Genomic DNA, 15,582 nt, shown 5'->3' with positions numbered 1-15,582 from the left:
CCCGGACCGCCGCCCCGACCGTTCCGCCGGCCGCGGCACCCCCACCCCTGCGCCTGCGGGAATACCGCGGTCGCGCCCCTCGTTCCCGGTATAGTTGAATCATAAACAACCTCGGGAAGGGGAGCCATGCAGTTCGGGATCTTCACCGTCGGTGACGTCACGGCCGATCCGACGACCGGACGCGTGCCCAGCGAGCACGAACGCATCAAGGCGATGCTCGCCATCGCGCAGAAGGCCGAGGAGGTCGGCCTCGACGTCTTCGCCACCGGCGAGCACCACAACCCGCCCTTCGTCCCCTCCTCGCCGACGACCATGCTCGGCTACATCGCCGCACGCACCGAGAACCTCATCCTGTCGACCTCGACCACACTGATCACCACGAACGACCCGGTGAAGATCGCCGAGGACTTCGCGATGCTCCAGCACGTCGCGGACGGCCGCGTCGACGTGATGACGGGCCGCGGCAACACCGGACCGGTCTACCCCTGGTTCGGCAAGGACATCCGCGACGGCATCGACCTCGCCGTCGAGAACTACGCCCTCCTGCGCCGCCTCTGGGACGAGGAAGTCGTCACCTGGAAGGGCAAGTTCCGCACACCGCTGCAGTCCTTCACCGCCACCCCCCGCCCCCTCGACGGCGTCGCCCCCTTCGTATGGCACGGCTCCATCCGGTCACCGGAGATCGCCGAGCAGGCCGCGTACTACGGCGACGGCTTCTTCCACAACAACATCTTCTGGCCGGCCTCCCACACCGAGCAGATGGTGAACCTCTACCGGCAGCGCTACGCCCACTACGGACACGGCACCCCCGAGCAGGCCATCGTCGGTCTCGGCGGCCAGGTGTTCATGCGCAGGAACTCGCAGGACGCGGTGCGCGAGTTCCGCCCGTACTTCGACAACGCGCCGGTCTACGGCCACGGCCCGTCGCTGGAGGAGTTCACCTCCCAGACGCCACTGACCGTCGGCTCGCCCCAGCAGGTCATCGAGCGGACCCTGTCCTTCCGGGACTACGCGGGCGACTACCAGCGCCAGCTGTTCCTGATGGACCACGCGGGCCTGCCCCTGAAGACCGTCCTGGAGCAGCTCGACCTGCTCGGCGAAGAGGTCGTACCGGTGCTGCGCAAGGAGTTCGCGAACCTGCGCGCGGCCGGCGTGCCCGACGCGCCGACCCACGCCGCCCGGGTCGCGGCCGTCGCCGCGACCGCGGCCCGGGAAACGCCTGAGGAGGAGACGCAAGCATGAAGATCGTCGTCGTATCGGCGGGACTGAGCTCGCCCTCCTCCACACGTCTGCTCGCCGACCGCCTCGCGGCCGCCACCCTGGAACACGTGGACGCCGCAACCGAAGTCATCGAGCTGAGGGAGCTGGCGACCGAGATCGCCCAGCACTTCGTCACCGGCTTCCCGCCCGCCCGGCTGGCCTCCGCGCTCGACGCGGTGGCCGCCGCGGACGGCCTGATCGCCGTGACACCGGTGTTCGCCGGCTCGTACAGCGGCCTGTTCAAGTCCTTCTTCGACCTCATCGACAAGGACTCCCTCACCGGCAAGCCGGTACTCCTCGGCGCGACCGGCGGCACGGCCCGGCACTCCCTGGTCACCGAGCACGCACTGCGCCCGCTCTTCACCTACCTGCGGGCGCTCGTCCTGCCGACCGCCGTGTACGCGGCCTCGGAGGACTGGGGCGAGGAGGGACTGGCGCAGCGGATCGCCCGGGCGGGCGCCGAGCTGGCACGCTTCACGACGCCCGCCGCGGTCCCCGGACCGGGCGCCGCCCCCGACGTCGACACCGCCGCCGCGATCACACCTCGTTCGCTGACCGGGGCGATCACGTCGGTGGACCCGGCGGACGGGTTCGTGACGGTGCCATTCGAACAGCGGCTGGCAGCGCTGCGGGTCCCGTAACCGCTGCCATGCCACGCCCGCCGCCCGCTGCGCACCGCCCGCGGGCGGCGGGCGCCCGATATTCGATGGGGCCGAGGCCGCCTCAGCAGGCACAATGCCCAGCGATGACCTCTACCGCCGACGACCTGCTCGTCGCCCTCGAACCCCTCCCGCACGCCGCCCGGCTCCGGTACACCGCCGTCACGGCCCACCGGCTCGCAGCCCGGGAGGCACTGCGGCCCCTGCTCACCGCCCTGGACGCGCGCGGCCCGTACGAGCGCCGCCTCGCCGCGCTGGCCGCCCTCACCGGCGGAGACATCGCGCACCTCGCCGCGCGCCTCGCCGACAGCGACCCCGTCGTACGCCGCTACGCGCTCCGCGGCGCCCGCCGGCTGCCCGTCCCCGACGCCGCTGTCGAGGCCGCGTACGACGACGCGCCCGCGGTGGTCCGGGCCGATCTGGCACGGCTGCTGCGCGACGGACGACGGCCCCGGCTCGCCGAGCGGCTGGCCCTCCGGGCGCGCACCGAGTACGGCGACCAGGACGCGGCCCGCCTCCTGCCGGGCTGCTCGCCGGAGTTCACGGCGAGGCTGCTGCCCGAACTCGCCGGGGCGCTCGCCTTCGAGGACTGGAGCACGCTGGCCGCCCGCCACCCCGTCGCCGTCCTCGACCACGCGGAGCGCGAACTCGGCGCCCTCCCCGAGCCGTTGCGCGAACGCTGGTGGAAGCGGCACGCCACCGCGATCGCCGCCGCCTTGCCCGCCGCTCCCGGGCGGGTCCTGGACCTGCTGGAACGTTACGGCCCGGACAACCTGCCCGATCCGGTGCACGGCCGGCTGGGCCACCTCGTCGCGGTGGACGCCGAGCGCGTCGCCCGCTGGTTCGCCGACCCCGCCCGGACGGCCGCGCGCTGGGAACGGACCCCCGGCCCGGCGGTCCTGCGGCAGCTGGTGGCGGCGGACCCGCCGTCGCTGCCCGGGCTCGGTGCCCGGTGGTTCCACCGGAACGCCTTCTGCGTCCTGCTGCGGTCGGTGCCACCGGCGCGCCGGCCCGGCTTCCTGGACGCCGTCGTCGCTGAGGGCGGCTCCCGCCGGAAACTCGGCGCGCACGCAGGCGTCCTCGCCCTGCTGCCTGCCGCCGAACGGCACGCAAGGGCCCGCTCCCTGATCGAGGGACTCGGCACCGAACGCCGCACGGGCTGGGAACTGTGGTTCCCGCTCGCCCTCCTGCCGCCCGCCGAGGCCCGCCCCGAACTCCTGTCGGCCCTCGGCACCGGCGACGCCGACGATCGGGGGACGGTCTGGGAACAGCTGACCCTCAACGCCGGCCACACCCGCGATCCGCACGAGGTGGCCGAGGTCCTCGCGCTGGCCGCCGGCCGGCTGGCGGGCGAGCGGGACCCCGTACGCAGGGAGGCCCTGGCCGCCTTCGCCGGCCTGCCCGTACCGCTGCTCGTTCGGGCCCTCGGAGTCACCCCGCCCGTCGGCGGGCGGAGCGGGTCAGAGTTCCTGGAACGGCTGTCGCTGGACGCCCTGCGGGCCCGGGACTGCGCGCCGATGACCCGGGACACCATCCGGACCCTGGCCGTGGCCCTGCTCGCCGCCGCCACGGACACGACCGCCGCCCCCGCCGCCCCGAGGACCGCCGTACGCATGCTGGAGGCGCTGACCGCGCACACCGGCACGGTGGAACTCGGCCCACCGGGCAGCATCCGGCGCACCGGCGCGATACGCGCCGTCGTCGACGCCCTCCGCCCGTGGCTGGACCGAGCCGCCGCCCACGGGGACGTGGCGCCCCTGCTCGCGCTGGTCACGGCCTGCGGACACCGCGCCCACCGGATCCCGGAACTCCAGGACCGCCTCGAACAGGCCCTCCACACCTGCCCGGACGCCCGCTTCGCGGAGGTCGCCGCGGCCTGGCTGGCCGACCCCGCGACCCGCGGCGACCGCCTCACGAAGCTGCTGGCGCTGGAGCCCTCCGCGGTGTTCCTGCCCCCGGTGCTCGCCGTACTCGCTGCGGAGCGCACCGACCTGCTGGACCGCGCGCTGCCGCAGGCCCCGCCCCCGGACGGCCGATTCCCGGCGGCCGGCGCGCCCCGGCCCATGCCGCCCTTCCGGTACGCCGACCGGTGGCTGCCCCGGCAGCAGGAGGCCGCGGTAGGGCTGGCCGCGGCCGTCGTCGCCGATCCCGGCCGCGGCCTCGACGAGCGCGCCGCGCTTCTGCGGGCGGTGGCCCCGGTACCCGAGTACGGACGGGCCCTGCTCCAGCGGTACGCGGCCGCGGCCGACGACACCGCGCCCGGCCGGGCACGGGCCCTGACGGATGCGGCCCTGGACGCGTCCGCCCACACCTGCGACCCCGCCTCGGCCCTCGCCGCCCTGCTCGACCACGCCGGCGGCGAAGGGGCCGCAGCGGCATGGTCCGCGGCCGGCCGGGCGGCGGCCCACGCCAGGCCCAGCCGGGTCGCGGCCCTGGTCGGGGACGTCCTGACCCGCGAGAGCGGAGTGAAGGTCACCGTCCGGAAGGCGGCGGCCCGGCTCGCCGTCCGCCACCTCGCCCCGGGCGCCGCCACCGCGCTCCTGGCCGCCGCGGGCCGTACCCCGGGCGTCCATCCGGACGTGCACGCCACCGTCGTCGGCCTGGCCCCGGCACTGCTGCCGGATGCGGAGATGTGGGCCCTGCTGGAATCGGCGGTCGCCCACGGGCCGGACGTCGCCCGGCGCGCACTGCTGGACTGGAGCCCGGGGGACCTGGCCCCGGCCCACCGGCCCCGGTACGGGGCGCTCGTCGCCAGGCTGCCCCTGGTCGCCGAGGAACACACCGTGGACGAGGCCGTGCGCGAGCTCGCCGACTGGGCTCGGTACGCACCTGCGGCCGGGACGATGCTGGCGGACCTCTACACCGACTTCACCTCACCCCTGCCGGAGTGGCGGTCGCGCAGCGGGCTGTTGGAGCTGGCCCAGTCCGAACTGCCGCACCCCGTCGGCGGGGTGGCGCCCGGCAGCCTCCTCCACGGCGTCGTGGAACGGCTGCTGGAACGCGTCGCGGCCGGAGAAGCGGAGGGCGGCGGACCCGGCGGGGACCTGCCGGCACGCCGCCGCCTGCACCACCTCGCCGAGTCGTGGATTCGCGACCGCCGGATCTACGCGGCCCTCGCCCGGCAGATGGCGACGGAACAGGCCGTCACCGCCACCCGCACCGCCCTCCTCGTCCGGGCGGTCGACCTGGCGGCGGCCGAGCCAGAACTGCTGATCGCGCTGCACGAGCTGATCGCGGCGATCGGGGACCGCCCCGTCCTCGCGGGCCGGGTGGCGGAGGACCTCGAAGACAATCACCGGTACGGCGACCCGCTCGCCGACCCCACGGCCGCCCTCGCCGCGGTCCGTTCCCTGGGCGCCGACGGCGGTGTCGTGCAGGGACTCCTCGCCGTCGCCCTGGCCACCGCCCTCGGGTGCCGCCAGAACTGGCCGGACCCCTGCCGCGCCGCCGTCGTCGACCTGCGCCGCCACCCCGACCTGGAAGTCAGGGAGGCGGCGTACGCCACGGACCTGCGCGGGACCTGAGCCCGCCCTGGCACCGCGAACAGGTGCGGACAGGACTGGACAGTCAACGCCTCCGCCGGGCATGGAGAGCGGACACCGCCCGGCGCGAGGCTGTGCGCCGTGAACCTTGGACGTACGAAGGACGGCACGGCCGCCCTCGACGACGCCTCGCGCGACTGACGCCCCGCGGCCGGTCCGGACGACGGACGAGCTGCACCCGCCGGCCGAGCGCTGCGGCGCGCCGCATATGGCTCGTCGGCGTGGCGGGCGGGGCGCGCGGCACCATGGCAAGTGCCCGCGATGCTCGTTCCCCTGGAGGAGGCGCCGTGTACGTCGCTTCGCCGGCCGGCGGTGGCCCCGCCGAGCCGGACACCCGTCCGACCCGTCCCGCGCACGCGTGCCCACCACCGCCACGGGCGACGCTGCGATGACGCCGTCGGCCTTCGAGGAACTGCTCGCCGACGCGCGCGCCACTCTGCCCGGCATCGTGGCACTGCGCCGCAGCATCCACCGCCACCCCGAAACGGGCGCGTACCTGCCCCGCACTCAACAGGCGGTCCTGGAGGCACTGGACGGGCTGGGGCTCGACGTGACCACCGGGGCGGCCCTGAGTTCCGTCACCGCACGCCTCGAAGGCGCCCGGCCCGGCCCGACGGTCCTGCTGCGCGCCGACATGGACGCGCTGCCCCTGGACGAGGACACCGGCCTGGACTTCTCCTCCACGGTGCCGGGCGCCATGCACGCCTGCGGACACGACACGCACACCGCCATGCTCGTCGGAGCCGCCCGGCTGCTCGCGGCCCGCCGCTCACGACTGGCCGGCAGCGTCGTCTTCATGTTCCAGCCCGCGGAGGAATCCGGCGGCGGCGCCCGGCACATGATCGACGAAGGGGTTCTGGAGACCGCCGACGGCGGCCGGGTCGCGGCCGCCTTCGCCCTGCACGTCACCACCCGCTTCGCCGCCGGCACCCTCCACCTGCGGCCCGGCCCCACCTTCGCCGCATCCGACGGGCTGCACGTGACCGTACGCGGCCGCGGCGGACACGCCTCCGCCCCGCACCGGGCACTCGACCCCGTCCCCGTCGCCTGCGAGATCGTCCAAGCCCTGCAGACCATGGTCACGCGGACCCTCGACGTCTTCGATCCGGCCGTGGTCACCGTCGCCTCGATCCACGCCGGCACCACCACCAACGTCATCCCCGAAACCGCCGAGATCCACGGAACCTTCCGCACCCTCACCCCCGCCACCCGGCACCTGGTGCGCGACGGCATCACCCGTATCGCCCAACACGTCGCCGCCGCCCACGGAGCGCACGCCGACGTCACGCTGACCGAGGGCTATCCGCCCGTCGTCAACGACCCCGCCCGCACGGCGGCCCTCCACGAGGCCGCGGCCGCGCTCCTCGGTCCCGGCCGGGTCCACCATCTGCCCGCACCGATCATGGGCGCCGAGGACTTCTCGTACGTCCTGCAACGGGTGCCGGGCGCGATGGCCTTCCTCGGGGCGTGCCCGCCCGGCGTCCCGCCGGCGCAGGCTCCCGACATCCACTCCAACCGCGTGGTCTTCGAGGAGGACGCCATGGCCACCGGAGCCGCCGTCCACGCGGTCGCGGCCCTGCATGCGGGAACCCGCCCCGGCGCCGGTGACGGCAACGGCACAGGCAGCCCTCAGTCCTGCCAGTAGAACAGCAGCGTGCTGACGTCGAGCGGTTCGCGCGCCCCGAAGTAGTACACGCCGAGGCCGGTGACGCGGACGGCGCCGGTGGACCCGTCGATCCAGCGGAAGCCGGCCGCCTCCAGGGCGGCGCGTGCGGCGGGGTCGTCCTCGTGGTCGCCCGCGAACGGCCCCAGCGTGCTGATGTACACCTCGCTCCGGCCGCCCTCCCCGTACCCGATCACGTGGTACGTCCCGCCGCCCTGGCGGTGGGCTTCCCCGCACGAGAGCGGGGGACGCGGAACCAGCCCCGCCGCGGTCAGCGCCGCCGTCGCAAGCGCCAGTTGCCGCTCCTCGTCCGGCGGCTGCGGCGGCTCCGTGCACAGGGCCTCGATCCGCCATCGGGGGTCGCTCTGCTTCTCGCACTCGTGCCCGTACTCGTGGACGATCGCCCGGCGCAGCTCTTCGTCCAGGCCCTCGACCTCCACCCGCGGGCGCCCCAGAGCCTCGTACACGGCACGGGTCTGCGCCGCGTCACCGGTCAGCCGGTGCAGCGCGAAGGCCGCCCACAGCGCGGCGTCGGGGGTCGGCGCCCCGGCGAGGTAGGCGCGGATCCGGTCCGGGCAGGTCAGAAGCGACTGCGCGAGGTGGGCCACGGCGGGGTCGGGGTCGGCGAGCGCGTCGACGACGTCCCCGCCGGCCCGGTCCCGCATGCGCACGGCCGCGGCACGGTCCTCCGGCCGTCCGCCCGCGAGCTCGGCGAGCACCGCCTGCGCCCCGTACCGCTCCGCGAGCGCGTCCAGCCCGGCGTCACCGACGGCCCGGCGGGTCCACCAGTGACTGAACGCGAGGGTCGCCAACTCGGCCGCCGCCGTGAGGTCACCGAGGGCCCCGCGCGCCCGGAGGACCGCCTCCGGCATGCCGTACGCCTCCTCGCGCCGCCGGTCCTCGTGCCGCAGCCAGGGCAGGAGTTCGGCGCGGTCCGACAGGACGTCCAGCAGCGCCCTGCGGACCGTGCCGGTGTCACCGGTGTCGCGGACGCACGCGAGCAGTTCACCCAGCCGTGCCTGCGGCACCCGGCCGGTCAGCGCCTCCACGCAGGCCGTCCGCCGCCACCAGGGCTCCGCGCGGTCGACGGCGCAGCGCGCGAGGCGGTCGGCGTCGCAGGCCCGCAGCCCGGCGGCGTCGATCCGGCCGGCCTCGGGCGTCAGGGTCTTGATGTTCGGCATCCGGGGATGCTACTTCGCGCCCCGGCGTGCCCCGAAGCGGATTTCGGGGCCGCCCGCACGGCTCGCGCACGGCCCGGTCCGATCGATCAGGTCATGACGGCACACCGCGAACGGACCAACCGCCGGACGGCTTCCCTCCGGCGTCCGGGGCCCCGGGCCCGGTCCCGGGGGAGCCGCGTCCCGTGCGCGACGGGTCGTGCGCGGGAATGCGCCGGACTGCGCCGGGCCCGGGAGCGGTATATCAAGGAGCGTGACGGTGAGCGCGAGGCTCTGGCGGTCACCACCCCACGGCTGAGGAGTGCGTCTCGTGGAGTTCGAGGTCAACGGCGCCCGCCGCACGGTCGACGTGGACGACGACCCGGCCGCCGTGGAGGTGGTGCGCGACCGCCTGGGACTGACCGGCACCAAACTGGTCTGCGCGGGCGGCGTGTGCGGGGCCTGCACGATCCAGGTCGACGGCGAGCCCCGGGTGTCCTGCCTGACGCCCGCCGCCCGGCTGGCCGGACGGCGGGTGACGACGGTCGAGGGCCTGGCGGCCCACCCCGTGGCACGCGCCTTCGCAGGCGAGGACGCTCTCCAGTGCGGCTACTGCACCCCCGGGTTCGTGGTCGAGGCGGCGGCCTTCTTCGAACGGTGGCGCGCCGAGCACGGCTCCACCCGACCCGGCCGCGAGCAGATCGCGGCAGCCCTGGCCGGCCACCTCTGCCGCTGCGGCGCCTACGAGGGGATCTACAGAGCGGTCGCCGCGGCATGCGCCGGCGACTACGACACGGCACCGACCGGCAGGCAGCTGGGGGCCGTCCCGCGCACCGAAGCCCCCGAGAAGACCGACGGATCGGCCCGCTACACCACGGACCTGCACCCCGAAGGCCTGCTGGAGGGCGTGATCATCCGCTCGCCGCACGCCCACGCGCACGTACGCTCCCTCGAAGCCGGCGACCTGCCCTTCGTACCGCTGCTGCCCCCCGACGGCGTGGTCCGGTACGTCGGGCAGCCCGTCGCCGCGGTCGCGGCACCCGACCGGGCCGCCGCACGAGCCGCGGCCGCGCGCGTCACGGTGGACTACGAGGTGCTCCCGGCGGCCCTGGACGCGGGCCTGGCCCGCACCGGCGAGGGACCCCTGGTCTACGAGGACAAGGCGGCGCGCAAGCGGGCGCCCGGGTCCGGCGAGACCCCCCAGCTGGTGCCCGCCCGCTGGCGCGGCAACCTGCGGGGCCCGTCCGCCATGAGCAGGCGCCCCGCCGCGGCCGTACGCCGCATCCAGGAAGCCCGTACCAAGAACCCCGACCGGGTCGTGGAAGGCGTGTTCACCACCGCCTCACAGACCCACACCCCCCTGGAACCGCACGCCTGCCTGGCCCACTGGGCCGACGGCACCCTCCACATCCAGGTGTCCACGCAGTCGGTGAAACGCGTGGCCGAACTCGCCGCCGAACGCTTCGGCGTGCCCCCCGACCGGGTGGTGGCGCGGGCCGTGCACGTGGGCGGCGGCTTCGGCTGCAAGATGGGCCTGACCTCCGACGTCGTCGCCGCCGTGGAGCTGGCCCGACTGCACGAAGCCCCGGTACGGGTCGTGCTGGACCGGGACGAGGAACTCACCGACGGCGGCTACCGGCCCGGCACCCGGATCCGGCTGGCGATGGCCGCCGACGCGGCCGGCGACCTCAGTGCGCTGGCCATCGACGCGGACACCGACGGCGGGGTCTCGGTGGGCAACTCCGTGGCGGCACTGGCCCGGTTCATGTACGGCAAGGCCCCCCGCCGGCTCCGGGACTTCGACACGGTCACCCACCGGCCCCCCGGCGCCCCGTTCCGCGGCCCGGGCGGACCCACCTTGTGCTGGGCCCTGGAACAGGCCGTCGACGAGATGGCCCACCGCCTCGGCGAGGACCCGATCGCCCTGCGCCGCCGCTGGGACGGCAACCCCAAGCGGCACGCCCTGTACGAGCGGGCCGCGGCCCTGCCGGTCTGGTCGGGCCATCGCGGCGGCACCGGGCGGTTCCGCCGCGGCGTCGGCGTCGCGGCGGCCAACTGGCTGTACTTCCTCGATCCCGTCACCGAGGTCGAGCTCACCGTCGAGGACGGGACCGTCGTCGCCCGCTGCGCCGTACAGGACATGGGCACGGGCTCGCGAACCGTATTGCTTCGGGCCGTCGCCGAGGCGCTGGGCCTGCCGGAGGCGAGGGTGCGCGCCGAGATCGGCCACAGCGACGCCGTCCACGGCCCCGTCTCCGGTGGCAGCCGCACCACACCCTCCCTCGTGCCCGCCGCCGTGGACGCCGCGGCCCGGCTGCGAGAAGCGCTCGGCGGATCCGACGTCGCCGCCCGGCTGGACGCGGCACACGGCGTACGGGTGACCGGCCGCCGCCCCCGGGACCGCCGGGGCTTCGTCACCCCCTTCACCCTGGGCGGTATCGCCGTCGGCCGCGGCTTCACCGGATCGGTCCAGGTCGCCGAGGTCGAGGTCGACACGCGGCTCGGCCGGATCCGCCCGCTGAGCGTGTGGAGCGGCATCGCCGCCGGCCGCATCCACGAGGACCGGCTGGCACGCGGCCAGTGCGAGGGCGCCGTCGTCCAGGGCATCGGCTACGCCCTGTTCGAGGATCGGCGCGCCGACCCCGTCACCGGCCGGGTGCTGACCGAGAACCTGGAGGACTACCGCATCCCGGGGATCGGCGACACCCCCGAGATCTCCGTCCACTTCCACCAGGAGGGCTTCGAGCACGTCCCCGGCGGCGGGGTGGGCCTCGGCGAGATCGCCACCCTGCCCACCGCGGCGTGCCTGGCCAACGCGGTCCACGACGCGACCGGCTGGCGCCCGTACGACATGCCCATCCGCCCCGACCGGCTCCTGGAAGGACTGCGTACGTGAGCACCGAGCCCGATCTCACCGACCTGTCGGCCGCCGTACGGGCCTCCGGCGGCGAGTTGCGCGCCGGTGGCACCGACACCGGCGCCCGGCAGCGCAGCGGCGTCTCCACCGGGCCGTTCACCGACCTCGACGGCGCCGCCGACCTGCACGGCACCAGGCCGCTGCCCGGCGGCGGGCTGCGGATCGGCGCCCTGACCACCCTCGCCGCGCTGGCCGCCGATCCGCAAGTACGCGCGGGCTGGCCGGCCCTTGCGGTGTCCGCCGGGACCGCGGCCACCCCGCAGATCCGCGCCGCGGGCACCCTGGGCGGCAACCTGCTGCAGCGCAACCGCTGTTGGTACTACCGCAACCCGCACGTCAGCTGCCTGCAGAAGGGCGGCGCCGGCTGCCCCGCGCGCGAGGGCGACCACCACTTCGGCGTGGTCAGCGGAGGGGGCCCCTGCATCACCCCGCACCCGTCCACCCTGGCGATGGCCCTGCTCACCTACGACGCCCAGGCCGAGATCCACGGCGAACCCCCGCGTGCGGTCGCCGACTTGTACGGCGACGGCGACCGGCTCCACCGGACCGACCACCTCCTGCCGCCGGACCGCATCCTCACCGCGGTCCGGCTCCCCGCACCCCTGCCCGGCGAACGCGCCGCCTGCCACCGGGCCACCAGCCGGGCCCACGCCGAGTGGCCCCTCGTCGAGGCCACCGCCCGGCTCGCACTCGACGGGGCCACCGTCACTCACGCCGCGGTCGCCGCGGGCGGGGTGGCGCGCGTCCCGCTGCGGCTTCCGGAGGTGGAGGCCGCGCTCATCGGCCACGAGGCCACCCCCGGCACCCTCGCCGCGGCGGCCGCGACCGTACTGGACCGCTGCCGGCCGCTGCCGCAGACCGGCTACAAGACCACGCTGTTCCGCGACACGGTCCTGGAGGTCCTCGAACAGGCGGCCGGTACGCCCACCGCCGGACCGGCGCGCTGACCACATCCCACCGGCCGGGATCGCGCACAGATTTCTTAGCAACAGAGGCCAACTATTGGCCCGTTCACCGCCGGGACGACTACAAAGGTCGAGACCGAACCGAAACCGAATCCGGCGATGGGGACCACGTCACCCGTCGGCGATCGGAATAATGTCGAAGGCGGTGGATGCGCGTGCGTGAGTACAGCGAGGTCGAACCGATTCCGTTCAGATTACTTACGAGGAGTCCGGGTTCCGGCTCCTCCACCTGATGCAGGCGGCCATGCTGAAACCCGTGTCGTTTTCCTCGGCGTACGCATCGGTGGACGAGTATCGGCTCCTGACGTCGGCCATCCGGTCGAGAGCGGCAGATGCTGACGGTCTTTTCAGCATGGCCGGCCCGGGGGATGAGGGGAAAACCCATCTCCCCCTCCGCATTCAACTTCGAGGTGTGTTCATCGAGCTCTACATCGAGCTCCGTCACCACGATGCGGGCCCTCGCATCACCGGATTCCGCAACACCTTCGAGAACGGGCAGGCCCCGCCCGAAGGCTACGTCCGCCACGTGCGGGACGCGGCCCCCCCACCCGGCATGCGCCGAGCGCAGGAACTGCCGTTCGGCGGCCGGCGCCGCGACCTCGAGACGGCCGCGGGCGTGCGGAGTCCGGGGATCCTCCTGGGGCGCCGCCCCCTGGGCGACGCGGTCATGTGGCTGCACCGGAACCGTGATCCGAAATCCACCGCGCACGGAATGCTCGTGCTCTCGGTGATGCTCTGCGACGCCGCCCGATTCCCCGCCCTGGCCGATGCGATGTCACGCATCTGGATGACCGGGGGAACGCTGCCGGACGCAGTGGGCGCCAAAAAATCTTCAAACAGACACCAATCCACAGGCGTTGGGGCGCCGAAGAAGGAACGAGGCCCTCTCCGGGGGCTCGTTTCGACCCCGTACGATCTGCGATTCCCGTCCCGGGGATCAACGGAACAGGAGCGAATGTGATAGTCAAGCGTGCCGGTCGCCACGTGGTTCTCGCCGCTGTACCCACCGCCGTGTTCCTGACCCTCGGTCTTTCCGGACCAGCTCTCGCGGAGGGCGCAAAGGCGTACCAGATCGACCTGGCGCAGCTGAACGAATCGGGCTCCCGCGGCACGGTCATGCTCAGCCTCAAGGGAAACCAGCTGACCGTGCAGATCGAGTCCGAAGGCATGGTGCCCGGATCGCCGTCTGCGCAGCACCTGCACGGCTCGACGAAGGGACACGACTTCAAGTGCCCGGACGCGACCGACGACACCAACCGCGACGGAGTCCTCAACAACACCGAGGCCACGCACGACTACGGCGACATCAACATCTCCCTCACCACGTCGGGTGACACCAAGGCCACCAGCGGTCTCGCCGTGGACCGCATGCCCGTAGCCGACAAGAAGGGCAAGATCTCCTACAAGCGGACCATCACCGTCGGCCAGGACGTGGTCGACCACATCAAGGACCTGCACGTCGTACAGCACGGCATCGACCGCAACAAGAACGGCAAGTACGACTTCGAGGGCGCCGGCAAGAGCGAGCTCGACCCGAAGCTGCCCCAGGAAGCCACGGCTCCGACCAACTGCGGAGAGGTCAAGGGCGCGGCCGTGGGATCCATCCCGGTCGGAGCCATCGAGACCGGCGGCGGTTCCCTCGAGAACGCCTCGGTGCAGGTGACGATGCGCGACGGCGTGGCGATCACCGTGCTCGCCGTGGCGGCCGGTGCGGTGGCACTCACGCGCAAGCGGGCCTCCGCCGTCCCCGTCCGCCAGGACAACACGGGGGGCGGCGCGTGAAGCGGGCCCCCGCACCCGTCACGACCGCCCCGTCGACCGAGCGGCCCCGCCCCCGCCGTGCCGCACGGCGCACCGTACGCCCCCTGGCCGCCGCGGCCCTCGCCGCCATGCTGCTCGCGGGCTGCGGAGGCCAGAACGCGGCGAAGCCCCCCGCCCCACCGGGACAGGCCGGGCAGGGCGGCGCACCGGGCGCCGCCGCCCCCGCCGGGAAGCCCGCCGGCGGCGACGCCGCGACATCCGCGGACGGATCGCAGAACGGAACGGGCACAGGCGCGGGCACCGGTACGGGCGCCGGTGCGGGCCGGGCCGAGCAGGCCCTCGCCCGGTCGGAACCGCAGAAGATCACGATTCCCTCCCTGGGGCTGACCAGTTCCCTGGAGACGCTGCGGCAGAACGCGGACGGCACCATGCAGACCCCGAAGGACCCCGCGCTCGCGGGCTGGTACGAGCCGGGACCGACGCCCGGCTCCCAGGGACCGGCCGTGATCGCAGGACACGTCACGTGGAACGGAGCATCAGCGGTGTTCGAGAAGCTCAAGACGATGAAGGGCGGTGACACCATCAAGGTGACCCGTAAGGACGGCAAGACGGTCACGTTCACGGTGGACCGGGTCAGCGAGTACCCGAAGGCCGAGTTCCCCACGCTGGAGGTCTACAAGAACCTCGACCACGCGGGCCTGCGCCTGGTGACCTGCGGCGGAGACTTCGACCCCAAGAAGCACTACTACGACAGCAACGTGGTCGTGTTCGCCCGTATGACGGGCGCCGCGTAGCACCGCGCTGCACCGCCAGGTCAGGGCGGCGGGTCCTGGAGACGTCCGTCGGCCGCAACCCCCCCCACTGCGGCCGGCGGACCCCGCCGACAGGCCCCGTCGACAGCCCCCGCCGTCGGACCCCGTCGGCGGCCCCTCGCGACTGACGTTTCATCCGCGGGATCGTGAGCAGGCGAGCTTTCGTCATCACCATCCCACGGAAGGAGCAAGCAATGTCCGACGTGTCGCGACTCCCGGGCCTGGCCGAGCACCACTGGGCTTGGCAGGCGGAAGCGGCCTGCCGGGGCCTTGGTTCGCGCAAGTTCTTCCACCCGGCGGGGGAGCGCGGTGAGGACCGCGCCGCCCGCGACCAGGCGGCCAAGGAGATCTGCGCCCGCTGCCCGGTGCGGGCCGAGTGCCTGCAGCACGCGCTGAACACCGGGGAGGCGTACGGGGTGTGGGGCGGGCTCACCACGGAGGAACGCCGGGCCTACGTGGCCCGCCGGACTGTGGGCGCGGCGGCCTGACGGGCGGACCTCAGGGAAGGCCGGTGCTCAGGGGAAGGCGCGCTCCGGCACGTACGGAATCGATGACCGCTTCGTGCAGGGCGCGGCTCGCCTCCTCACTGGGGCAGGGGACGGGGCTTCCCGCGAGGGGGAGCCAGTCGGACGCCCCGCTGTACTGCACCGTGACGTAGGCCAGGCCTTCGACCTCGGTCCACGTGGTGTGGATGTCGAGCTCACCGGTGAGGACGGGGCCCGACTCGCCGGTCTTGACTCCGTCCCGACCGGCGAAGATCCCGCAGGTGGTCCACGATGCCCAGCTCATCCGGCCTCCTTGCCGCACTGCACACTGCACTTTGAACACTGCACTCGTCGTCCTGCC

General features: G+C 74.2%; 12 protein-coding genes. 10 read left to right on the top strand and 2 right to left on the bottom strand.

The annotated features are described in order from the left end of the window. Nucleotides 1–126 precede the first annotated feature (126 nt). From AB0F82_RS19775 to AB0F82_RS19760, 4 genes are all read left to right on the top strand, one after another. The gene (locus tag AB0F82_RS19775; protein WP_362629284.1) at nucleotides 127–1,242 is read left to right on the top strand and encodes an LLM class flavin-dependent oxidoreductase; all 1,116 of its coding nucleotides are present in this window, start codon (nucleotides 127–129) and stop codon (nucleotides 1,240–1,242) included. Further along, entirely contained in the window at nucleotides 1,239–1,901 is a 663-nt protein-coding gene (locus tag AB0F82_RS19770) for a CE1759 family FMN reductase (RefSeq protein ID WP_362629281.1), read from the top strand. Before AB0F82_RS19775 ends, AB0F82_RS19770 begins: the two co-directional genes overlap by 4 nt. A 104-nt stretch (nucleotides 1,902–2,005) precedes the next feature. Beyond that, on the top strand, nucleotides 2,006–5,443 hold the full coding sequence (locus tag AB0F82_RS19765; protein WP_362629278.1) for a hypothetical protein: 3,438 nt from the start codon (nucleotides 2,006–2,008) through the stop codon (nucleotides 5,441–5,443). Nucleotides 5,444–5,849: 406 nt separating this feature from the next. Beyond that, nucleotides 5,850–7,106, top strand: a complete 1,257-nt coding sequence (locus AB0F82_RS19760; protein WP_436842118.1) for a M20 metallopeptidase family protein — start codon at nucleotides 5,850–5,852, stop codon at nucleotides 7,104–7,106. On the opposite strand, the gene AB0F82_RS19755 is transcribed toward AB0F82_RS19760, so the two are convergent. Beyond that, nucleotides 7,091–8,305: a hypothetical protein gene (locus AB0F82_RS19755; RefSeq protein ID WP_362629273.1), complete on the bottom strand. Its 1,215-nt coding sequence runs from the start codon at nucleotides 8,303–8,305 to the stop codon at nucleotides 7,091–7,093. The two genes, AB0F82_RS19760 and AB0F82_RS19755, sit on opposite strands and share 16 nt — an antisense overlap. Before the next feature lie 307 nt (nucleotides 8,306–8,612). Here AB0F82_RS19755 and AB0F82_RS19750 point away from each other — a divergent pair, with 307 nt between their 5' ends. From AB0F82_RS19750 to AB0F82_RS19725, 6 genes are all read left to right on the top strand, one after another. Further along, nucleotides 8,613–11,177 carry a molybdopterin-dependent oxidoreductase gene (locus tag AB0F82_RS19750; protein WP_362629270.1) on the top strand — a complete coding sequence of 855 codons (2,565 nt, stop codon included), beginning with the start codon at nucleotides 8,613–8,615 and terminating at the stop codon, nucleotides 11,175–11,177. Further along, complete coding sequence (locus AB0F82_RS19745; RefSeq protein ID WP_362629267.1) at nucleotides 11,174–12,145, top strand: FAD binding domain-containing protein; 972 nt, start codon at nucleotides 11,174–11,176, stop codon at nucleotides 12,143–12,145. The genes AB0F82_RS19750 and AB0F82_RS19745 overlap by 4 nt, the downstream gene beginning before the upstream one ends. 262 nt (nucleotides 12,146–12,407) lie before the next feature. Beyond that, nucleotides 12,408–13,124 carry a ribosome-inactivating family protein gene (locus AB0F82_RS19740; RefSeq protein WP_362629264.1) on the top strand — a complete coding sequence of 239 codons (717 nt, stop codon included), beginning with the start codon at nucleotides 12,408–12,410 and terminating at the stop codon, nucleotides 13,122–13,124. Continuing rightward, a complete protein-coding gene (locus tag AB0F82_RS19735) occupies nucleotides 13,121–13,945 on the top strand; it encodes a hypothetical protein (protein WP_356816037.1) in 825 nt (274 codons plus the stop codon). The genes AB0F82_RS19740 and AB0F82_RS19735 overlap by 4 nt, the downstream gene beginning before the upstream one ends. After that, on the top strand, nucleotides 13,942–14,718 hold the full coding sequence (locus tag AB0F82_RS19730; RefSeq protein ID WP_362629260.1) for a class F sortase: 777 nt from the start codon (nucleotides 13,942–13,944) through the stop codon (nucleotides 14,716–14,718). Before AB0F82_RS19735 ends, AB0F82_RS19730 begins: the two co-directional genes overlap by 4 nt. Nucleotides 14,719–14,930: 212 nt before the next feature. Then, nucleotides 14,931–15,224: a WhiB family transcriptional regulator gene (locus tag AB0F82_RS19725; protein WP_362629257.1), complete on the top strand. Its 294-nt coding sequence runs from the start codon at nucleotides 14,931–14,933 to the stop codon at nucleotides 15,222–15,224. 10 nt (nucleotides 15,225–15,234) lie between these two features. Here the strand turns inward: AB0F82_RS19725 and AB0F82_RS19720 are convergent, their stop codons facing one another. Next, nucleotides 15,235–15,525 (bottom strand): hypothetical protein, encoded by a 291-nt coding sequence (locus tag AB0F82_RS19720; RefSeq protein ID WP_356815689.1) that lies wholly within the window; start codon nucleotides 15,523–15,525, stop codon nucleotides 15,235–15,237. Nucleotides 15,526–15,582: the final 57 nt, after the last annotated feature.

Source organism: Streptomyces virginiae, from assembly GCF_040638905.1.
Taxonomy (GTDB): domain Bacteria; phylum Actinomycetota; class Actinomycetes; order Streptomycetales; family Streptomycetaceae; genus Streptomyces; species Streptomyces virginiae_B.
The sequence above is the reverse complement of the archived record's forward strand: the minus strand, read 5'-3'. Positions and strand labels throughout refer to the sequence as shown.